General features: G+C 59.3%; 15 protein-coding genes and 1 tRNA gene. 9 read left to right on the top strand and 7 right to left on the bottom strand.

Annotation, left to right across the window (positions count from 1 at the left end; translation table 11 throughout):
* Position 1: 1 nt before the first annotated feature.
* Positions 2 to 517 carry a glycine cleavage system protein R gene (locus tag I6L49_RS08235; protein ID WP_047437655.1) on the bottom strand — a complete coding sequence of 172 codons (516 nt, stop codon included), beginning with the start codon at positions 515 to 517 and terminating at the stop codon, positions 2 to 4.
* A 196-nt stretch (positions 518 to 713) separates the two neighbouring features.
* Here I6L49_RS08235 and I6L49_RS08230 point away from each other — a divergent pair, with 196 nt between their 5' ends.
* The 5 genes from I6L49_RS08230 to I6L49_RS08210 all read left to right on the top strand — a co-directional run bounded on the left by I6L49_RS08230 (position 714) and on the right by I6L49_RS08210 (position 6,665).
* A complete protein-coding gene (locus I6L49_RS08230; protein ID WP_019446143.1) occupies positions 714 to 1,592 on the top strand; it encodes a DUF2726 domain-containing protein in 879 nt (292 codons plus the stop codon).
* 268 nt (positions 1,593 to 1,860) lie between these two features.
* Positions 1,861 to 3,282, top strand: coding sequence for a sigma-54 dependent transcriptional regulator (locus tag I6L49_RS08225; RefSeq protein WP_216951625.1), 1,422 nt, complete (start codon positions 1,861 to 1,863; stop codon positions 3,280 to 3,282).
* Between the two features lie 106 nt (positions 3,283 to 3,388).
* Entirely contained in the window at positions 3,389 to 4,423 is a 1,035-nt protein-coding gene (locus I6L49_RS08220) for a PAS domain-containing sensor histidine kinase (protein ID WP_005334126.1), read from the top strand.
* Positions 4,420 to 5,763 (top strand): sigma-54 dependent transcriptional regulator, encoded by a 1,344-nt coding sequence (locus tag I6L49_RS08215; RefSeq protein WP_216951167.1) that lies wholly within the window; start codon positions 4,420 to 4,422, stop codon positions 5,761 to 5,763. Before I6L49_RS08220 ends, I6L49_RS08215 begins: the two co-directional genes overlap by 4 nt.
* Before the next feature lie 140 nt (positions 5,764 to 5,903).
* The gene (locus I6L49_RS08210; RefSeq protein WP_216951166.1) at positions 5,904 to 6,665 is read left to right on the top strand and encodes a Nif3-like dinuclear metal center hexameric protein; all 762 of its coding nucleotides are present in this window, start codon (positions 5,904 to 5,906) and stop codon (positions 6,663 to 6,665) included.
* A gap of 109 nt (positions 6,666 to 6,774) precedes the next feature.
* Here the strand turns inward: I6L49_RS08210 and purN are convergent, their stop codons facing one another.
* On the bottom strand, positions 6,775 to 7,413 hold the full coding sequence (gene purN, locus I6L49_RS08205) for a phosphoribosylglycinamide formyltransferase (RefSeq protein WP_216951165.1): 639 nt from the start codon (positions 7,411 to 7,413) through the stop codon (positions 6,775 to 6,777).
* Positions 7,410 to 8,447, bottom strand: coding sequence for a phosphoribosylformylglycinamidine cyclo-ligase (gene purM, locus I6L49_RS08200; RefSeq protein ID WP_216951164.1), 1,038 nt, complete (start codon positions 8,445 to 8,447; stop codon positions 7,410 to 7,412). Before purM ends, purN begins: the two co-directional genes overlap by 4 nt.
* A 176-nt stretch (positions 8,448 to 8,623) precedes the next feature.
* On the opposite strand from purM, the gene upp reads away from it, so the two are divergent.
* From upp to hda, 3 genes are all read left to right on the top strand, one after another.
* Complete coding sequence (gene upp, locus I6L49_RS08195; protein WP_005334115.1) at positions 8,624 to 9,250, top strand: uracil phosphoribosyltransferase; 627 nt, start codon at positions 8,624 to 8,626, stop codon at positions 9,248 to 9,250.
* A 150-nt stretch (positions 9,251 to 9,400) separates the two neighbouring features.
* Positions 9,401 to 10,420, top strand: coding sequence for a DUF2066 domain-containing protein (locus tag I6L49_RS08190; RefSeq protein ID WP_139477103.1), 1,020 nt, complete (start codon positions 9,401 to 9,403; stop codon positions 10,418 to 10,420).
* 102 nt (positions 10,421 to 10,522) lie between these two features.
* Positions 10,523 to 11,224 (top strand): DnaA inactivator Hda, encoded by a 702-nt coding sequence (gene hda, locus I6L49_RS08185; RefSeq protein ID WP_206900005.1) that lies wholly within the window; start codon positions 10,523 to 10,525, stop codon positions 11,222 to 11,224.
* Positions 11,225 to 11,331: 107 nt separating this feature from the next.
* Here the strand turns inward: hda and aceA are convergent, their stop codons facing one another.
* From aceA to I6L49_RS08165, 4 genes are all read right to left on the bottom strand, one after another.
* Positions 11,332 to 12,645: an isocitrate lyase gene (gene aceA, locus I6L49_RS08180; RefSeq protein WP_005344572.1), complete on the bottom strand. Its 1,314-nt coding sequence runs from the start codon at positions 12,643 to 12,645 to the stop codon at positions 11,332 to 11,334.
* A 73-nt stretch (positions 12,646 to 12,718) separates the two neighbouring features.
* Positions 12,719 to 14,326 carry a malate synthase A gene (gene aceB, locus I6L49_RS08175; protein ID WP_216951163.1) on the bottom strand — a complete coding sequence of 536 codons (1,608 nt, stop codon included), beginning with the start codon at positions 14,324 to 14,326 and terminating at the stop codon, positions 12,719 to 12,721.
* Positions 14,327 to 15,014: 688 nt separating this feature from the next.
* Complete coding sequence (locus I6L49_RS08170; RefSeq protein ID WP_005334106.1) at positions 15,015 to 15,155, bottom strand: hypothetical protein; 141 nt, start codon at positions 15,153 to 15,155, stop codon at positions 15,015 to 15,017.
* Positions 15,156 to 15,378: 223 nt separating this feature from the next.
* Positions 15,379 to 15,455: transfer RNA gene (locus I6L49_RS08165), tRNA-Pro, on the bottom strand.
* Positions 15,456 to 15,710: 255 nt separating this feature from the next.
* Between I6L49_RS08165 and tadA the strand changes: the two genes are divergently transcribed.
* Positions 15,711 to 16,262: a tRNA adenosine(34) deaminase TadA gene (gene tadA / locus I6L49_RS08160; RefSeq protein ID WP_204483817.1), complete on the top strand. Its 552-nt coding sequence runs from the start codon at positions 15,711 to 15,713 to the stop codon at positions 16,260 to 16,262.
* Positions 16,263 to 16,271 lie beyond the last annotated feature (9 nt).

The raw sequence follows: 16,271 nt of genomic DNA, 5'->3' as shown, positions 1-16,271 counted from the left end.
GTTACTGCTCGCTGAACGCTTCGTCGATGTCGACCACCAGATCGTCGGAGAGGGATTCCAGCGCGGTGATAAGCGTATCCATCGCGAGCCCGTCGGGCAGGGCAACCAGCGCATGGGCATAGAAGAGCGGGGCGCCGGAGTGGGGAGCCGGTTCACAGCCGGTGGTGAGATCGGCCACGTTGATCTCGAGCTGGCGCAGGATGCTGGCTACTTCATGGACGATACCGGGGCGGTCGTTGCCGGTCACTGTCATCATGACTTGATGGGCTGGCTCGGCGGTAGGTGTCCCTTCGGCAAAGCTGATGGTCAGACCCGGTAGCAGGGCCAGTGCTTCGCACAGGCTCCGATAGTGCTCATCGGGGACAGAGACATGGAGGATACCGGCAAACTGTCCCGCCAGTTCGCTCATGGCGCTGCCCAGCCAGTTGCCCTGCTCGCGGCTGATGACTGCAGCCAGACTCTCGACGATCCCGGGTTTGTCTGCACCGATCACGGTGACCACCAATTGCTTTTGCATCCTGCTCTCCTTGAAATGGGATTTTTTGCTCTATCCCTATTGTGCCTGCTGGGGCTGGTCATATGAACCCCCGCCTGCTGACAAATAGATAAAAAGACGGGACTTTTCACTTTCTATACACGGGTCTGCTGCCTTGCTCCGTGGCGGCTGTGGTAAAGTGATTCCCCTTTCGTGTCGTGAACTGGATCGTGCTCTCATGAATACCCTTGTCCTATCGGGATTGTTGTTGCTGGCGCTGCTTGTGCTGGCGATCTTCTGGAGCAGAGGCAGACAGCAAAAGCGCCTGCCCTATGATATGCAGGAGACCCTGTTCAGTCCCGCCGAGCGATCCTTCCTCGGGGTGCTGGATCTGGCGGTGGGTGACAAGGCCCGGGTCTTTGCCAAGGTGCGGGTGGCCGATGTGCTGACGCCGCAGGCCGGGATCGGCAAAAGCAAATGGCAGCAGTACTTCAACAAGATCAGCGCCAAGCATTTCGACTATCTGCTTTGCCACCCCGCGGATCTCTCCTTTATCTGCGCCATCGAACTCGATGACAGCTCCCATCGTCACCAGAAGCGCAAGGCGCGGGATCTCTTTCTGAAAACCGCCTGCGACAGCGCCGGTCTGCCGTTGCTGCAGATCCCGGCAAGTGCCAGCTATCTGGTGGAAGAGCTGCGCGAACAGATCCTGCCGCTGCTGGTCAAAACCAGCGAACCGTTGATCGACGATCTGCCGCACGGGGCGCGCCGCGAGCCGACGTTCAACCCTCTGCTGCTGGACGGCGTGGATGTCGGTGCCGGGATGCGTGGCCGCACTGCCCATGCCGAGGCTATCTCGCCTGCGTCGCTCCACGAGCCCGCCATCCAGGCCAAGGGGATGGTGGAGGCGCCACAGAGTGAGGGGGAGCTGGTCGATGGCTTGTTCGCCGATGTAGAGGATGACGAGGAGCATGAAGTACACCACTGCCCCCGCTGCGATGCGCCGCTGGTGGAGCGGGAGGCGAAAAAAGGCCCCCACGCCGGTCGACTCTTTCTGGCTTGCAGCCGTTTTCCCGAGTGTCGTTACGCGGCGCCGCACCACCATAATCGCCACTGAATGCGCTTCACCGTGTTGCATGCTGCCCTCTGACGAGGGCAGTTTTCTTTCCGCTATTGGCTGCGTTTGTTAACGGCGCCAATGCAGAAAATTCCTCGGCAAAATTTATCTAATCTCTCGTTTCTGTCGATACACTTAGCCTGAATACGACAATTTTTGACAATGTGTCGGAATTTTGGCACTTTGTGTGCCAGCAAAAAGACAGTCGGTAGCTGTTTTATCATTAAATAAAACAATAAGTTAGTTCAGGACATCGCGAGGAATGGATATGGTGGAGATGGGCGTGTTGATTGTTGATGCCGATGCGCAGCGGCGCCAACAGTTGGGAACCGTGCTCTCGTTTATGGGGATCCCGTGGCAGGAGGTGGCACAAAGCGATCTGGATGTGGCCATCGAATCCTCCGGTCCGCTGCAAGGGGTGCTGGTGGGTGAGCTGACCGACCGTCCCTTTTCAGAGCTGCTGGCCGCTTTCCCCCGTACTCCCTTCCTCTCGCTGGTTGAGGCCGATCTGCCCAACAGCAACTTTATCGGGGTCGCGCTCTCGCCCTTTACCTATGAATCCCTCACCCGTCATCTGCACTTCTGTCAGGCGTTCGTCTCCTTGCATCCCCGTCAGCAGACCCATGACAAGGGGCAGGCCCTGCTGCGCTTGCTGGTGGGCAAAGGGAAGGGGATCCAGGAGGTACGCCGCCTCATCAGCCAAGTGGCCGAGACCGATGCCAACGTGCTGATCCTCGGGGAGTCTGGTACCGGTAAAGAGGTGGTGGCTCGCGCTATCCACGAACTCTCTTCCCGAAGCCAAGGCCCCTTCGTGCCCATCAACTGCGGCGCTATTCCGGCCGAATTGCTGGAGAGTGAACTGTTTGGCCACGAGAAGGGGGCGTTTACCGGCGCCATCGCGGCCCGTCGCGGTCGCTTCGAGCTGGCGCAGGGGGGCACCCTGTTTCTCGACGAGATCGGCGACATGCCGATGCCGATGCAGGTCAAACTACTGCGGGTATTGCAGGAGCGGCTGTTCGACCGGGTCGGTGGCGGCAAACCCATTCAGGCCGATGTGCGCATCATAGCGGCTACCCACCGGGATCTGGAGGCGATGATCCGCACTCAGGGTTTCCGTGAAGATCTCTACTACCGCCTCAACGTCTTCCCCATTGAGACGCCGCCGCTGCGGGATCGTATCGACGACATTCCGCTGCTGCTGCAGGAGCTGCTCAACCGCCATGCCGAGCAGCACCATGGCTTTATCCGGCTGACCCAGCGTGCGCTGGAGTCGCTGATGCAGTACCCCTGGCCCGGCAACGTGCGCGAGCTCTCCAACCTGCTGGAGCGGCTGCTGATCCTCTACCCGCACCAGATCGTCGATGTGGCCGATCTGCCGAGCCGTTATCGTCTGCTGCCGAGCGAGCCGCGGGATGAGCGGCTGACCGAGATGGATGAGCGGGATGCGCTGGCGGCGGTGTTTCAGGATCCGCCCGAGCTGGATCACTCCCTCGCCTCGGCTCGCACCATGCAGCTGCCGGAGGAGGGGGTCAACCTCAAAGAGATGCTGGCCGACCTTGAAGTGGAGCTGATCCGTCAGGCGCTGGAGTCTCAGGACGGGGTGGTCGCCCGCGCCGCCGATCTGCTCGGCATGCGCCGTACCACCCTGGTGGAGAAGATGAAAAAGTACGGGATGAGCAAGGACGTCTGAGGGTCAAAGCCTTGACGCCAATGCGCAATTCATTGTTTTAATTGAAATAATTTAGTGGCATGGAAATTGAATAACCTGACCCAATAGCCAGTTTGAGGTCAGGTTTATGACAATCCAGCAGCAGGACATGCCACTCCAGTCCCACGAAGTGAGCCAGCTCTATGCCATCTTCAAGGCGCTCCCCACCGGGGTGTTGCTGCTTGACGGGGCAGGGGTGGTCACCCGCGCGAATCCGGCGGCCATCTCCTTGCTGGGGGAGCCGTTGGAAGGGGAGCTCTGGCGCCACATCATTGCCCGCTGCTTTGAGCCGCGGGAGGATGATGGCCACGAGATCTCCTTGCGCGACGGGCGCCGGGTGCAGCTCTCGACCCAACCGCTGCCGGATCAGCCCGGTCAGCTGGTCTTTATCAATGACCTGACCGAAACCCGTAAACTGCAAGACCGCATCAACCACATGAAGCGGCTGTCGGCGCTGGGCAATATGGCGGCCTCGCTCGCCCACCAGATCCGCACGCCGCTCTCCGCTGCCATGCTCTATGCCGCCAATCTGGCCAACCGCACCCTCAAGCCGGAATCTCGCACTCAGTTTCAGCAAAAGCTGATGGCCCGTTTGCAGGATCTTGAGAAGCAGATCAACGACATCCTGCTGTTCGCCCGCAATGGCGACAATCAGGTGGTCACCCCCATCTCGGTACAAGGGCTGCTGGCCGAAGTGCAGGCAGGAGCCGAGGCCTTCTGCCAGCAGCAGGGCTGCGAGCTGCACATGGAGGCGCCGGAGCCCGATCTCTGTCTGCTGGCCAACAGCAGTGCGCTGGCGGGGGCCATCAACAACCTGATTGCCAATGCCCAGCAGGCAGGGGCTACGTCACTCTTGGTCAGCGCGGTGCGCAGCGGTGCCCGGGTGGAGATGCGGGTCATCGATAATGGCAAGGGGATCCCTTCCCATCAGCTCGGTCAGGTATTCGAACCCTTCTTTACCACTCGCTCCCAGGGCACAGGTCTCGGGTTGGCGGTGGTGCAATCTGTAGTGCGTGCCCATCAGGGGGAGGTCGGTGTGGCCTCGGTTCCCGGTGAAGGCACCTGCTTTACTCTGTCGTTCCCCCTGCACCAGCAACCGGTGCAGCTTGGAGGTGTAGCATGACACAGGCCAGGATCCTGGTAGTTGAAGATGACAATGGCCTGCGCGAAGCGCTGGTGGACACCCTGTTACTGGGGGGTTATGAGTGCCGTGAAGCGGAAAGCGGCGAGCGGGCTCTGCTGGCCCTCTCCCGTCAGCCATTTGACATGGTGATCTCCGATATCCAGATGGGGGGGATGGACGGTCTCACCCTGCTGGCCACCATCCGCCAGCAATATCCGCAGATCCCTGTGCTGCTGATGACCGCCTACGCCAATATCGACGGCGCGGTGCGCGCCATGCGTGAAGGGGCCATCGACTATCTGGCCAAGCCATTTTCGCCGGAGGTGCTGCTCAATCAGGTCAGTCGTTATGTGCCCGCTCAGAAGGTGGAGAAGCGCGCCGTGGTCTACGGGGATCCCAAAACTGCCGAGCTGTTCCAGCTGGCGACCCGGGTGGCCAGAAGCGAAGCGACCGTGATGGTGACCGGCCCGAGCGGGACGGGGAAAGAGGTGCTGGCCCGTTACATTCACGATAACTCCAGCCGCGCCGAGCAGCCCTTCGTCGCCATCAACTGCGCCGCCATTCCGGAAAACATGCTGGAGGCGACCCTGTTTGGCTACGAAAAGGGGGCTTTCACCGGTGCGGTACAGGGGTGCCCGGGCAAGTTCGAACAAGCGCAGGGAGGCACCCTGCTGCTTGACGAGATCACCGAGATGGATCAGGGGCTGCAAGCCAAATTGCTGCGGGTGTTGCAGGAGAAAGAGGTGGAGCGGCTCGGCAGTCGCAAGATGATCCCGCTGGATGTGCGGGTCATCGCTACCAGCAACCGGGATTTGAAAAAAGCGGTGCAGGATGGTCTGTTCCGCGAAGATCTCTACTATCGCCTCAACGTCTTTCCGCTGCGCTGGTCTGCCCTCTGTGAGCGGCCTGGGGATATTCTGCCGCTGGCGGAACATCTGCTGGCGCTTCATGCCAGTCAGCAGGGGTTACCGACACCACAGTTGACGGATGCCTCGCGGGAGCGACTGCTGGCCCACCCCTGGCCTGGCAACGTGCGGGAGCTGGACAACGTGGTACAGCGTGCCCTGATCCTCAGCCCCGACGGGGTCATTGATTGTGACCACCTCATTCTGGAGGAGCTGGACGAGCAGGAGATGGAGTTTGTCAGCGTCGAGCGCAGCTATGGCGGCGATCGCCTCGGCAGCGAACTCAAGCAGCAGGAGCACCAGATCATCCTCGACACCCTGCAAGATTGTAACGGCAGCCGCAAGGCGGTGGCCGACCGACTCGGCATCAGCCCGCGCACTCTGCGCTACAAGCTGGCCCAGATGCGGGAGGCGGGGATCGACCTGCCAGCCTGAGGCATGTGGGAAACCGTACTGTGTGGGGGCTGTCATGGTCTTGACGGCCCGGCTCGATTATCATGGGGCCCTTGGCGCTTTGAGCCTGGGCCCTGTTTTTATTGGTAAAGCAGGGGACCGAGCCTTAATAAGGGACCCCTATGATCTCTCATCGAAAACTCGAAACCGTACTGAACCATCTGCTCGAACCGCACGCCATCAAGGATTACTGCCCCAACGGCTTGCAAGTGGAGGGGCGCGAACGTATTCGCAAGATAGTTACCGGTGTCACCGCCAGTCAGGCGCTCATCGACGCGGCGGTGGCTGCCGAGGCCGATGCCATTCTGGTCCATCATGGCTACTTCTGGAGCGGTGAACCGGCCCAGATCACCGGCATGAAGCAGCGTCGGCTCAAGACCCTGCTGACCCACGATATCAACCTGTTTGCCTACCATTTACCGCTGGATGTCCATCCCGAGGTGGGTAACAACGCCCAGCTCGCCAAGCTGCTCGACATCAAGGTGCGTCGTGGTCTGGAGCCGTGGAACAGCAAGAGCGTCGCCATGGTGGGCAAGCTGGAAGAGCCGATGAGCGGCCGCGATTTTGCCAAACTGATTGCCGAGCGTCTCGGTCGTGAGCCGCTCCACTGTGGCGACAGCGGCCCCGAGCTTATCCGTTCCGTGGCCTGGTGCACCGGCGGCGGTCAGAGTTACATCAATCTGGCGGCGGAGCAGGGCATCGATGCCTTTATCTCCGGTGAAGCCTCAGAGCAGACCATTCACACCGCCCGCGAGATGGGGATGCACTTCTACGCCGCGGGCCATCACGCCACCGAGCGTTACGGCGTCAAGGCGCTGGGGGAGTGGCTGGCGACCGTGCATGGGCTGGATGTGACCTTTATCGATATCGACAATCCGGTGTAGGGTCGCTTGGCCGAGTAATCCGACCTAACCGCTGCCATCGTGCGGTAGGTAGAAATGACAAGGGAGGCCTAAGCCTCCCTTGTTGTATCTGACATGCAGTTGTTAGCTGTTACTCGCAGGCGTAACCCGCGGGGCCCAGCAGGGCGCCATCCAGTTGCACGGCGCCATCTATCATCTGCAGCCTGCCTTCGCAGAACCAGCGCACCACCAGCGGGTAGATGCTGTGCTCCTGCGCCTGTACCCGTGCCGCTACCTCCTCCGCCGTGTCCCCTTCAAAGATGGGCACGCGGGCCTGCAGAATAACCGGGCCACCATCCAGCTCTTCGGTGACAAAGTGGACGCTGGCGCCGTGTTCACTGTCACCGGCATCTATGGCGCGCTGGTGGGTGTGCAGGCCCTGATACTTGGGCAGCAGGGAGGGGTGGATATTGAGCATTCTGCCGGCGAAATGGCGCACCAGATCGCCGCTCAATATCCGCATAAACCCGGCCAGCACCACCAGATCCGGTTGATAGTCTGCCATCAGCGCCAGCAGGGCGGCGTCATACTCCTCTCGGCTGGCAAACTGCTGCTGGGCCAGAATGAAGGTCGCCACGCCTGCTTCTTTGGCGCGAACCAGGCCATAGGCATCGGCCTTGTTGCTGATGACGCCAACCACCTGACCTGCAATCTTGCCGCTGGCGCAGTGGTCGAGGATCGCCTGCAGGTTGCTGCCGCTGCCGGAGATTAGGACGAGGATCCGCATCATTTGATGACGACCTGCTCCTCACCGTCTGCTGCCTTGGCGATATGACCAATGTGCCATGCGTTCTCGCCTTCCGCCTTGAGCAGGGTCAGCGCCTTCTCCAGCTGGTTGGCGGGCAGGGCGATGATCATGCCGACGCCGCAGTTGAAGGTGCGATACATCTCATGACGGGTGACGTTACCAGCCTGCTGCAGCCAGCTGAACACTGCCGGCCACTGCCAGCTCTGCTCATCGATCACCGCTTGGGTGTTGGCGGGCAGGACACGGGGGATGTTCTCCCAGAAGCCACCGCCGGTGATGTGGGAGAGGGCGTGGATCTCGCACTCCTTGATGAGCTTGAGCACAGGTTTCACATAGATACGGGTCGGCTCCAGCAAGGCATCTGCGAGGGTGCGGTCACCCAGCGGCTGATGCACGTCGGCTTTGGAGACTTCCAGAATTTTACGGATCAGGGAGAAGCCGTTGGAGTGAGGGCCGCTGGCGGCCAGGGCGATCAGGGCATCCCCTTCACCGACCTTGCTGCCGTCGATGATGTCGCTCTTCTCCACCACACCGACGCAGAAACCGGCGATGTCGTAGTCTTCCCCTTCATACATGCCCGGCATCTCGGCGGTCTCGCCGCCCACCAGGGCACAGCCTGACTGCTCGCAACCGGCACCGATCCCGGTGACCACCGCTGCCGCGGTGTCCACATCCAGCTTGCCGGTTGCATAGTAGTCGAGGAAGAACAGCGGCTCGGCGCCCTGTACGATCAGGTCATTGACGCACATGGCCACCAAATCGATGCCCACGGTGTCGTGCTTCTTCAGGTCGATGGCCAGCCGCAGCTTGGTGCCCACACCATCGGTACCGGAGACCAGTACCGGCTCCTTGTAGCCCGCAGGGATTTGACACAAGGCCCCAAAGCCGCCAAGACCACCAAGGACTTCAGGACGACGAGTGCGCTTTGACACGCCCTTGATACGTTCAACCAGTGCATTGCCGGCATCGATATCTACGCCAGCATCCTTGTAGCTCAGTGAGGTTTTGTCAGTCACGAGTATTCCCCGTCATGTAAAGAAGTGGAGGGTAAAATTCGGGGCGTATTCTAACAGTGGCGGTGAAAAACCAGAAAGGAAATCGTTTGCGCGTTTTTGCGCGGAAATGCTCTACAAGCGGTGGCTTTTGTTGTATGATTCTGCGATTTTTTTGCGGCAGGTTAGAGGAGATAATAATGAAAGTCGTTGAAGTCAAACACCCCCTGGTCAAACACAAGATCGGTCTGATGCGTGAAGGCGATATCAGCACCAAGCGTTTCCGTGAACTGGCCAAAGAAGTGGGCAGTTTGTTGACCTATGAAGCGACCTCTGACTTCGAAACCGAGAAGGTTATCATCGATGGCTGGAATGGGCCAGTAGAAGTTGACCAGATCAAAGGCAAGAAGGTAACCGTCGTACCCATCCTGCGTGCCGGCCTTGGCATGATGGATGGCGTGCTGGAGCACATGCCGAGCGCCCGCGTCAGCGTGGTCGGTATCTACCGCGATGAAGAGACCCTGCAACCGGTTCCCTATTTCGAGAAGATCGTCAGCAACATCGAAGAGCGTCTGGCGCTGGTCATCGATCCGATGCTGGCCACCGGTGGTTCCATGATTGCCACTATCGATCTGCTGAAGAAGAAAGGCTGCCAATCCATCAAGGTGCTGGTACTGGTTGCCGCGCCGGAAGGGATCAAGGCGCTGGAAGCCGCTCACCCTGACGTAGAGCTCTACTGCGCTTCTGTCGACCAGGGGCTGAACGAGAAAGGCTACATCGTGCCGGGTCTGGGCGATGCCGGCGACAAGATCTTCGGTACCAAGTAAGTTGACACCTTAACCTGCTTCCCATGTGGAAGGGGTGATCGGAGCCGGCGCATCGCCGGCTCTGCTGTTTGTGGCCGCTTGTGCCAGCCTTGCCGCAGGATGCGCCTTGCCGCTACCATAAGCACACTCTCCCATTTCGAGACTCTGTTCATGTTCAAACGTGTTGTGACCGCCCTCTGCTGCGGCTTGTCATTCATGGCCTCGGCCGCTCAGGTGACCGACCTCTATCAGGGCAAGGCCCCGACCAGTGGTGACATGGTGGCCGCTCAAGGGCAGGCTCTCGGTCAGGTGCTGATCAAGGTGACCGGCAAGCGCGACATCCTCACCCAACCTGTGGTGGTCAAGGCGCTGGCGGCCCCGGGCGACTATGTCAAAAGCTATGGCTATCAGGATCAGGACTCCGTCAAGTATCTAAAAGCCGAGTTCAAGAGTGACAAGGTCAACAGCCTGGTCTCCGAGAGCCAGTTTGCCCTGCTTGGCCCGGCTCGTCCCCAGATGGCCATCTGGCTGGTGGTGGATCAGGGGGAGCGTCACCTGCTGGCGGATCAATCCAGCGATGGTTGGGCGCAAGCCTTGCGCGAGCAGGCCCAGACGCTGGGGCTACCCATCAGCATTCCGCTGATGGATCTCGATGACAACATGGCGGTCAGTGCCACCGACGTCTGGGGACGCTTTGCCGACCCGATTTTGCAGGCAAGCCAGCGCTATGGCGCCGAGATGGTGGTGTTGGGCAAGTTGACACCGGAAGGTGACAAATGGAGCATCGATTGGGGACTCTACGGCCCCAAAGCGGCCGGTGAAGTGACCGAGCTGACCCGTGGCAATAGCACCGGCACTCAGGCCGAAGTGGCGCAAGGGTTTGCTGATACCCTGGCGGCCTGGCTGGTGAAAAACTACGGTGCCCGTATCTCGGGTCCGGCAACCAGCCAGACCCTGGTGGTGGATGGCCTCTCCGAAGTGGACAGCATGATCGCCGTGCAGAAGATGCTGCAGGGGATGGCCAACGTCAGCAAGGTGGCGATCGGCAAGCTGGAGGGGGACCAGGTCACCTTCAACTTTACCCTGCAAGGGGATCAGGCCGAACTGGTGCGGGCGCTGCAGCTCGAGAGTCGTTTGCGCAAGGTTGACGATAATGGCAGCGGTTTGCGTTACCAATGGTCGCAGCCCTGATTTTATAAGGCTTTTGTAGACCGCCCGGCCTGTCCGAGCGGTTCTCTATCTGCCTTTGCGATGATACACTTAGCCACAAATGTCACAGTCAAAGCCCAACGAGTGAAGCAACCGGCCCAACTGTCTTTAGCCGTACAACTACCGGATGATGAAACCTTCGTCAGTTTTTATCCCGGCAACAATGCTCATCTGATCACCGCCCTCAAAAACGCGGCCATCGGTCAGGGATCGCCTTTCCTCTATTTCTGGGGAGCCAAGGGATCCGGACGCTCTCATCTGCTCCACGCCACCTGTGCCGAGGTCAACGCACGCGATGCGGCTGCGGCCTATCTCTCCCTCGATCAGTTTGAACAGCTTGATCCCAGCATGCTCGATGCTCTCGAAAGCCTGCCGCTGGTCTGTCTCGACAGCCTCGAGGCGATCGCCGGCAATGCCGTGTGGGAGCGGGCGCTGTTCGATTTCTACAACCGCTGGCGGGAGAAGGGGGAGGGGACGCTGGTGGTCACTGGCTGCAGCGCGCCGCGCAAACTGGGGCTGCAACTGCCGGATCTCGCCTCGCGCCTTGACTGGGGGGTGAGTTTCCATCTCGAAGAGCTGGATGATGAAGGCAAGCTCAGTGCCCTGCAGCTGCGTGCCGAGCTGCGGGGCTTCAAACTGCCCATCGATGTGGGCCGTTTCCTGCTCAACCGACTCTCCCGCGATATGCGCACTCTGCTTACCACCCTCAACCAGCTCGACAACGCCTCATTTCGCGCCAAGCGCAAGCTGACCATTCCCTTTGTCAAAGAGATCCTCGAGCTCTGATCCCTCTCGACTGTGTGCGGTTGTGCGTCTGACTTTCGTTTGAGTGGCAGATAAAAAGAAACCCCGGCATCAGGCCGGGGTTTTGCTATTTCAAGGCAGCTCTCTTATTAGTGGAACTGATCTTCTTCGGTGGAGCCGGTCAGGGCGGTGACCGAGGATTGGCCACCCTGAATCACGGTGGTCACCTTGTCGAAGTAACCGGTACCGACCTCCTGCTGGTGGGCCACGAAGGTGTAGCCACGGCTGGCGGCGGCAAATTCCGGCTCCTGCACCATCTCAACGTAGTGCTTCATCCCTTCGCCACGGGCGTACTGGTAGGCCAGTTCGTACATGTGGAACCACATGTTGTGGATACCCGCGAGGGTGATGAACTGGTACTTGTAGCCCATGTCGGAGAGCTCCTGCTGGAAGCGGGCGATGGTGGCATCGTCCAGATTCTTCTTCCAGTTGAAGCTCGGGGAGCAGTTGTAGGCCAGGATGCGATCCGGGAACTTGGCCTTGATTGCTTCGGCAAATTTACGCGCTTCGTCCAGATCCGGCTTGGCGGTTTCACACCACACCATGTCGGCGTAGGGGGCGTAAGCCAGACCGCGAGCGATGGCCTGATCGATACCGGCACGCACCTTGTAGAACCCTTCAGCAGTGCGCTCACCAGTCAGGAAGTCTGCATCGTACGGGTCGGCGTCGGTGGTCAGCAGGTCAGCGGCGTTGGCGTCGGTACGGGCGATCACCAGGGTGGTGGTGCCGCACACATCGGCTGCCAGACGGGCGGCAACCAGCTTCTGCACCGCTTCCTGAGTCGGTACCAGCACCTTGCCGCCCATATGACCGCACTTCTTGACGGAAGCGAGCTGATCCTCGAAGTGCACGCCGGCGGCGCCCGCTTCAATCATCCCCTTCATCAGTTCGAAGGCGTTCAGCACGCCGCCGAAACCGGCTTCCGCATCCGCCACGATGGGCAGGAAGTAGTCGATAAAGCCCTCATCCTGCGGTCCTACCTTGTTGGCCCACTGGATCTGGTCGGCACGGGCAAAGGAGTTGTTGATGCGCTCCACCACGGACGGTACGGAGTTGGCCGGGTAGAGGGACTGATCCGGATACATGGTGGAGGACAAGTTGTTGTCCGCCGCCACCTGCCAGCCGGAGAGGTAGATCGCCTCGATCCCCGCCTTGGCCTGCTGCACCGCCTGACCGCCGGTCAGGGCGCCGAGGCAGTTGACGTAGCCTTTCTTGGCGTCGCCGTGGATCAGACCCCACAGCTTGTCGGCTCCACGCTGGGCCAGGGTGTGCACCGGCTGCAAGCTGCCGCGCAGGTTCACCACATCTTCGGCGCTGTAGCCGCGTTTGATCCCTTTCCAGCGGGGGTTTTCCGCCCAGTCTTTCTCGATAGCCTGGATCTGTTGCTCACGGGTCAGTGCCATATCAGTTCCCTCTTTCATTGATTTCACGTTTCCATTGACTTGTTATTGGCGAGCCCCGCTGGGGGCCCGTGATTCAGAGCCGCTCGTAACCGGGCAGCGTCAGAAAATCGATCAGGGTATCGGCGCAGGTGATCTCTTCCATCAGTTCGCCTGCCTCGGCAAAGCGTCCTGCCTGCCAGCGCGCGGCGCCCACCTCGGCTTTGACCACCTCCAGCTCCTCGGCCAGCATCTGGCGGAACAGCTCTTTGGTCACCACCTTGCCGTTCGACAGGCTCTTGCCGTGGCGGATCCACTGCCAGATGGAGGTACGGGAGATCTCGGCGGTGGCGGCATCTTCCATCAGACCGTAGATGGGCACGCAACCGTTGCCGTTGATCCAGGCCTCCAGATATTGCAGGGCAACCCGGATATTGGTGCGCATCCCCGCCTCGGTGCGCTCGCCCTCACAGGGTGCCAGCAGGTCGGCGGCGGTGATGGGGGCATCCTGCTCGCGCAGCACGCCGATCTGGTTCTTGGCGCCAGCCTTAATGGTGGCGTTGAACACCGCCATGGCGGTATCAGCGAGGCCAGGGTGGGCGACCCAGGTACCGTCGTGGCCGTTGTTGGCTTCGCGCTCCTTGTCGGCCTTGACCTTGGCGAAGACCTGCTCGTTGGCGGCAGCGTCCTTGGCCGGAATAAAGGCGGCCATGCCACCCATCGCCAGCGCACCCCGCTTGTGACAGGTCTTGATCAGCAGCCGCGAGTAGGCGGAGAGGAACGGCTTGTCCATGGTCACCACCTGACGATCAGGCAGTACCCGATCCGGATGGTTCTTCAAGGTTTTGATATAGCTGAAGATGTAGTCCCAGCGGCCGCAGTTCAGCGCAACGATGTGATCCTTCATCTGATAGAGCAGCTCATCCATCTCGAATACGGCTGGCAGGGTTTCAATCAGCACGGTGGCCTTGATGGTGCCACGGGGCAGGCCGAACTTGTCCTCGGTCCAGGCGAACACTTCGCTCCACCAACGCCCTTCCAGATGGCTCTGCAGCTTGGGTACATAGAAGTAGGGGCCGGAGCCTTTGGCCAGCAGCGCCTGATAGTTGTGCAGGAAGTAGAGGGCAAAATCGAACAGGCCGCCTGGGATGGGCTCGCCATCGAAGGTGACATGTTTTTCCGGCAGGTGCAGACCGCGCACCCGGCAGATGAGGACGGCCGGATCGGTGCTCAGGGTATAAGCCTTTCCTTCCGGACTGGTGTAAGAGATGGTGCCGTTGACCGCATCGCGCAGGTTGATTTGACCCTCGATCACCTTGTTCCAAGCGGGGGCCAGTGAGTCCTCGAAGTCCGCCATAAACACCTTGACGTTGGCGTTGAGGGCGTTGATCACCATCTTGCGCTCGACCGGGCCGGTGATCTCCACACGGCGGTCTTGCAGGTCGGCGGGAATGCCGCGAATAGTCCAGTCACCTTCACGGATGTGGGCGGTTTCCGGCAGGAAGTCCGGCAGCTCGCCACCATCGATACGGGCCTGGCGTGCCACACGTTGTTTCAGCAATTCCCCTCTTTGGGGAGCAAAACGTTCCACCAGTTCGGAGACCAGAGCCACCGCGTCCGGCGTCAGAATTTGCGCGTATTCGGGTTGCATCTCGCCCTGGATGCGAAGGCGGGCGCTGCAGTGGGTCTGAGCCGGTGCCGACATAAGGTTCACTCCTTTGAGAATTACATTTTGAACTTACTAACTACGACTAAAGTCGAATCCCTGTTCCTGAAACGTTCCCGCAACAACGGGGTAACACGATTGATAAGGTGCGAAATATTGTTGAGTACGTCAACAGTTTTTTTTAAACACCTGTTTTTTGGATATGGTTAAGTTGATGTTTTTTATTGCTTTATTTGGTTGGTGTAAAAGCTCTACGCAGATGGTTATGCTCCTGCTTTTTCCCATCGGACAACGGCTAATTTGGGCCGTTACCCTGCACCTCATTTTGTAACTTATTACGTAATAAAATTACAAATGCAAAAACAAATCCCGACCTAACTCCAGGCTTTGCCAAAACAGCTGTATAAATTGCGTTTGAATGTGGCAATGAATATTTTGCTATTGCTAGACCTAGTTGGTGAACGTGCGTTTTAAACTTGGCGTGGTGATGCAGGCTCTGTTGGCACCAGCGGTTGCAACGATGGAAAGTGAAGCGCAATAACGTAGGTTTGTATCAATTGTCGGGGGGGATGCTGGAGAGGGAAGGGGGAGACGCATCAGTCAATAATACTGCCATCCTTGATAGAATTAGCAGTTTGTCGTTTTTTGCAGATTTCTCGCCAAGGGTGTGAAACTGAGTGTGTTGTACAGGCGATGCCCCAGTGATTGAGCGGCCATCTGGCCGGGCTCAATAGTCATCATCCGGTTCGGCCAGATCGATCACATCCAGCTGGATGACCTGTTCATTTTCGCTTTCGGTGTGGCAAGGGGTGTCGTGAGGAACGGAATAAAGCGTAATGGCGGGTGCGAAATCGGTGTTCTGGTTCATGCCTGGTCCTGTGTTGCACGCAAGCCGGACAGTGATCCCTTCACTCGTGTTTCCACCTCCCTGTGTTGTCTACCGGCGGAAAGTTGCGCATCTTAATGAGTTCGGCAAAAAGATTCAAGTGGTTCTGAGTGTTTTTTGTGCTTGATAGGTAGGCATCGTCAGGAGGATAAATCGGAGGCAAAAAAATAGCCCAGTCGTTTGACTGGGCTATTCTCGGGGAAAATGGTCGGTGTGAGAGGATTCGAACCTCCGACCCTCTACACCCCATGCAGATGCGCTACCTGGCTGCGCTACACACCGACGGAGTCAGACTCGGCTGACGGGGAGGAAGTCTAATAGCATGGCCAAACGGGTGCAACTCCTTTTTTATCATAGAGATGCCGATTGCTTCTTTATTGCTCAGTCGGGATGCGGCTTGGGTCTGACGTGCAGATTTGGCATAATCGCCGCCCTGTCACCGCGAGCTATCATGCCTGCTATCTATGGAATTATCTGACAGATGTGGATAGCTGGAATGCAAACAGCACAATTGAACAATATAAAGAGGGGATGGGCGTGAAACCATCAGAGGTCCCAGAAATACCGAGTCAGGCACAGAGTCAAACCGAGCAGGACGAACAGTGGATGCGCCATGCCATGGCATTGGCCACCCGGGCCGAAGGAATTGGCGAGATCCCGGTCGGTGCCGTACTGGTGCTTGATGGTCAGGTGGTGGGAGAGGGGTGGAACCGCTCCATCAGCGAACACGATGCCTGTGCCCATGCCGAGGTGATGGCGATCCGGGCGGCTGGCAAGCAGCTGGCGAACTACCGCCTGCTCGACACCACTCTTTATGTGACGCTGGAGCCCTGCTGTATGTGTGCCGGTGCGCTGATCCATAGCCGGGTCAAGCGGGTGGTTTACGGCGCCCGAGACCTCAAGACCGGTGCCGCGGGGTCGGTGTTCGAGATCTTGCAGGACCCGCGCCACAATCACAGCGTCGAGCTGACCGGCGGTGTGCTGGCTGATGCCTGCTCGGCCCAGTTGTCGGCCTTCTTCAAGCGCCGTCGCGCCGAGAAAAAGGCGGCCAAACTGGCGCTGCAACAATCAAACGATACCCTTTCCTGAATCATTCGG

It is taken from the genome of Aeromonas sp. FDAARGOS 1419, assembly GCF_019047045.1.
GTDB lineage: Bacteria > Pseudomonadota > Gammaproteobacteria > Enterobacterales > Aeromonadaceae > Aeromonas > Aeromonas veronii.
This window is presented reverse-complemented; position numbering and strand designations above follow the sequence as displayed.

Excerpts from the sequence above, each read along its gene's own strand:
- I6L49_RS08235 (WP_047437655.1), bottom strand. The coding sequence starts at position 517 with ATGCAAAAGCAATTGGTGGTCACCGTGATCGGTGCAGACAAACCCGGG.
- I6L49_RS08215 (WP_216951167.1), top strand. The coding sequence starts at position 4,420 with ATGACACAGGCCAGGATCCTGGTAGTTGAAGATGACAATGGCCTGCGC.
- I6L49_RS08170 (WP_005334106.1), bottom strand. The coding sequence starts at position 15,155 with ATGAACCAGAACACCGATTTCGCACCCGCCATTACGCTTTATTCCGTT.
- I6L49_RS08190 (WP_139477103.1), top strand. The coding sequence starts at position 9,401 with ATGTTCAAACGTGTTGTGACCGCCCTCTGCTGCGGCTTGTCATTCATG.
- I6L49_RS08230 (WP_019446143.1), top strand. The coding sequence starts at position 714 with ATGAATACCCTTGTCCTATCGGGATTGTTGTTGCTGGCGCTGCTTGTG.
- I6L49_RS08210 (WP_216951166.1), top strand. The coding sequence starts at position 5,904 with ATGATCTCTCATCGAAAACTCGAAACCGTACTGAACCATCTGCTCGAA.
- I6L49_RS08220 (WP_005334126.1), top strand. The coding sequence starts at position 3,389 with ATGACAATCCAGCAGCAGGACATGCCACTCCAGTCCCACGAAGTGAGC.
- aceA (WP_005344572.1), bottom strand. The coding sequence starts at position 12,645 with ATGGCACTGACCCGTGAGCAACAGATCCAGGCTATCGAGAAAGACTGG.
- aceB (WP_216951163.1), bottom strand. The coding sequence starts at position 14,326 with ATGTCGGCACCGGCTCAGACCCACTGCAGCGCCCGCCTTCGCATCCAG.
- upp (WP_005334115.1), top strand. The coding sequence starts at position 8,624 with ATGAAAGTCGTTGAAGTCAAACACCCCCTGGTCAAACACAAGATCGGT.
- purN (WP_216951165.1), bottom strand. The coding sequence starts at position 7,413 with ATGATGCGGATCCTCGTCCTAATCTCCGGCAGCGGCAGCAACCTGCAG.
- I6L49_RS08225 (WP_216951625.1), top strand. The coding sequence starts at position 1,861 with ATGGTGGAGATGGGCGTGTTGATTGTTGATGCCGATGCGCAGCGGCGC.